Raw genomic sequence first — 3,743 nt, 5'->3', positions numbered from 1 at the left:
CAGTGTGGCGCTCGAAGTAAGCGGCGATCGCTTCGCTATCGGGGTCGATGCCGCCGACGCCCATGACGCCATTGTGGTTGGGACCGGCGACATTGGGATAGATCGGGAAGGCGGTGCCGACGCCGAGATAGAAGATTTTTGGGCTGAAATTGGCGACGACCGATTGTTGGGTCAGCGCGAAAGTGTCGGGCGGATAGGAGAAGGCGACGAAGGTATCGACGCCGAGGCCGGAGACTTCGTTGATGATGGGCGCGAAGTCCGACGTGCCGAGCGGATAGGTCTTGTCGTAGACGAGCTCGAAGCCGGCGGCCTGGAAAGCGGGCGTCGCGGCCTTGGAAAGGTCGATGCCGAAGCCGTCCGCCACCGAGGCAATGGCGACCTTGTTGTTTATCGCTCCGGCATCACGCTGCTTGACGAGGAGGTCAACCAGCGCATTGGCATAGTCGTGGCCGCCGCCGAGGAACCAGAAGGAGTTCTTCCAGCGCTGGACCAGTTGCGGGGCCATGTCGGTGACGGCGGTGCCGGCGAGCTGGGGGAACTGGAAGCGGTCGAAGGTCGGGCCAGCGGCAAGGTTGGAGCCGGTGCCCCATGACGGCAGGATGAAATCGACATTGTCCTGCGTCGCGAGGCGCTCGATGGCGCGGACGGTTTCTTCGGCGGAAGAACGGTCGTCATACTCGGTGACTTCGAGGGGGAGCGTGACGCCGAGCTTTGAAAGTTCAAGGCCGCCGGCCTTGTTCACGTCGTCGACCCAGAGCAGGTAATTCGGAATGGTGGAGATGCCGGCGCCGCCGGCATTGGCGCCGGTTTTCGACACGGCATAGCCGATGCGGATGGCGGTGCGGTCCTGCGCAAAGGTGGGCAGGCTGGCGAGAGCCGTGGCCAGCGCGCCGGTGCCCATGGCTTGCAGCAGCGTTCTACGAGACAGATTCGTCATGTCGTCCTCCCATGCCCGCTCCCGGCGGGCGCTTCCCAAAAATTCGGCTCCAGACCCCTGCCTTTTCGGCGATTTTGGGTGTCCGGTTCCGACCCTGAACAAACGCTAGGCTGGGTTTGACCCGAGCGAAATGGACAAAACTGAGAGAGTTTTGTATTTTTACTGGCGTTTTGGAGGAGATTGACGTGCATCAGGGGGCGCGGGTCGAGGGGCCGGATGTCGAGGTGACGGACCTGACGGGAAGTCTTTCGGCGAGCGAATGGAGTTTTACGGGGGATCGGGCGGCGCGCTCGGCGCATGGGTTCCTGCTCAGTGCCGGGACGGGCGAGGTGCGGCTGGGGCAGACCACTGCGACGGTCAGCGGGCCGTGCCTCATCTGGTTGCCGGGGGGCATGGGCGGACAGGTGCGGCTCGCGGCGGGTGCGCGCGGTGCGGCGCTGACGGTTTCGGACGGAGCATTGGCCCGGGTTGTGCCGGCAACCGCCATTGCCGGGCCGTTGCGCGAGGGCATGGAACGGCCACTTCTGGGCGTGCCGCTTGAGGGCAAGGCGGCGCGGGGCATTGGCGCCGACATTGCGGCGCTGAGCGAAGAACTTTTCGAAGACCTGCCGGGGATGCGCGAGGCGGTGATGAGCCGGCTGTGCCTGGTCCTGATTGCATTCTGGCGGTTGGGCGGCGGAAGCGTCCGGCCGCCGCAGAGTTCGCCGCGCATGCTGGTGCAGGGGTTTTTGCAACTGGTGGAACTCAATGCGCGGCGGCATTGGCGCGTGGCGGATTATGCCCGGGCGATGGGGATCACCACCGACCGGCTGAACACCGCGATCAAGCGGGCGACGGGGGTGACGCCGCTCGATCTTGTGCACCGGCGACTTCTGGAGGATGCCGAGGCGCTGCTGGAGCGTTCGGCCATGCAGGTGGGGGAAGTGGCCGACGCGCTGGGATTTCGGGATGCGGGCTATTTCAGCCGGTTCTTTTCGCAGCGGAAGGGGATTTCGCCGGGACGCTTCCGGCAGCAGGCCGCGCAGAGGCAGGGGCGGCGCGATGGGTCTTATGCGGCCTGGCCATGACGAGGCTGCATATTTGACGTGCAAGTAGTTATTCCGACCGGAAAACTATGTGTAAATTAACAGATCAAGCCCAGCATTACGATATCGACACGGGGTGTCTTCATGCTGAAGCTGCTGGATTGCATTGTACTGGAGCATGACACAGTAACGTTCCTGCTGGCGGCGATAATCTGCTTGTCGTCCATCCAGGTCATATTCCTGCTGCTCCGGCGGGTCGATGAATGCGCGGAGGCCCGAAAGCCGCTCTGGCTGATTGCGGCGGCTAGCGTCGGCGGCCTTGGAATATGGGCGACGCACTTTGTCGCCATGCTCGCCTATCACGGTTCGGTCACGGTGAATTTCGACTGGCTGGTGACCTCCATTTCGGCGCTTGTCGCCGTTGGTGGTGTGCTCGAAAGCCTGCGGCTGTTGGGCAGCAAATCCAGGGCTGGCGCTATCCTTGCGGCTCTCGTTCTCGCCGGCACCGTTGCCGCCATGCATTTCCTGGGCATGATGGCCATGCAGGGGCTGACCCGGCAGGCCTATGATTTTGGGTTGATGATTGGCGCCGTCACTGCCGCCATCGCCGTTTTCTGGCTCGCCTATGCCGGGCAGCGGAGCGGGGTAAAGGGACTGCGGCAGGTGGCACCCGGACTGCTGGTTGCGGCCGGCATCGTGGTGCTGCACTTTGGCGACATGGCTGCTTCAAGCTTTGTCGTCGATACCGGCATTTCGGCGCATGGGGTGGATGACACGAGCCGCATCTGGCTGGTGGGCGCCATTTGCGCGATCGCCGCCATCACCGCCTGCGGCAGCGTCGCGGCGGTATTGCTCGACCGCTATCTCACGGACCTGCGCGGCATGACCGAGGCCTATATCGAGGGCGTGGCCATCGTGAGGGACAATCGCATCATCGACCTCAATGCGCGGTTTCGCGAGATCGTCGCCTTCGATGGACCGGTTTCGGCCATGACCGGGATGGATCCGGAAAAGCTGCTGCTGCCGACTGACGGACAGAAGGTTCTGGGCAATCGCGCGGGGATCGCCGAGGCGACGCTGGTTGATGGGCCGCAGGAGCGGAGCTTGGAATTCACGGTTCGAACGGTGGAATATCGCGGGCGGCCGACACAGGTGCTGGCGGTGCGCGACCTGACGGCGACGCGGCAGGCCCAGCGCCAGATCGAACATCTTGCCAATCATGACCCGCTGACGGGGCTGGCCAACCGGACCTTGCTCAATCAGCGCCTCGAACGGGCGATATCGGTCGCGGGCCGTTCAAATGCCTCGCTGGCAGTGCTGGCGCTCGACCTTGATCGCTTCAAGGCGGTGAATGATCTTTTCGGACACAGCGCGGGCGACCAGGTGTTGAAGACCGTCGCCGCGATCCTGCGCGAATGCATCAATGACGTGGATACCATTGCCCGGATTGGCGGCGACGAATTCATCATCGTGCAGGTTGGCCAGAGCCAACCCAAGGCGGCCGATCAACTGGCAAGGAACATCCAGCGCGCTTTCAAACGCGATTTCAACCCGCAGACAAATCCCATGTCGGTCGGCGTCAGCATTGGCGTCGCGCTCTATCCCGACGATGGCGAGAATGGGGACGCCTTGCGCCACTGCGCCGATATTGCACTCTATCGGGCAAAGTCCACCGGCAGGGGGATCACGGCCAATTACTCGACCGAGATGGACCAGGAATTGCGCGAACGCCGGCGGATGGAGGCCGAACTGCGCCAGGCGATCCGGCGCAAGCAATTGCG

The 3,743-nt window shown here is 63.5% G+C and carries 3 protein-coding genes; 2 read left to right on the top strand and 1 reads right to left on the bottom strand.

The window, feature by feature from the left end:
- On the bottom strand, positions 1-937 hold a 937-nt coding region (locus ABW043_RS16395; protein WP_353922268.1), incomplete at its 3' end, for an ABC transporter substrate-binding protein.
- Positions 938-1,122: 185 nt separating this feature from the next.
- On the opposite strand from ABW043_RS16395, the gene ABW043_RS16390 reads away from it, so the two are divergent.
- Both ABW043_RS16390 and ABW043_RS16385 read left to right on the top strand, forming a co-directional pair.
- Positions 1,123-2,004: a helix-turn-helix domain-containing protein gene (locus ABW043_RS16390; RefSeq protein ID WP_353922267.1), complete on the top strand. Its 882-nt coding sequence runs from the start codon at positions 1,123-1,125 to the stop codon at positions 2,002-2,004.
- Between the two features lie 102 nt (positions 2,005-2,106).
- The coding region (locus ABW043_RS16385; protein WP_353922266.1) for a sensor domain-containing diguanylate cyclase at positions 2,107-3,743 on the top strand (1,637 nt) is incomplete at its 3' end.

Origin of the sequence: Devosia sp. (assembly GCF_040509215.1) — a bacterium.
Taxonomy (GTDB): domain Bacteria; phylum Pseudomonadota; class Alphaproteobacteria; order Rhizobiales; family Devosiaceae; genus Devosia.
The sequence above is the reverse complement of the archived record's forward strand: the minus strand, read 5'-3'. Positions and strand labels throughout refer to the sequence as shown.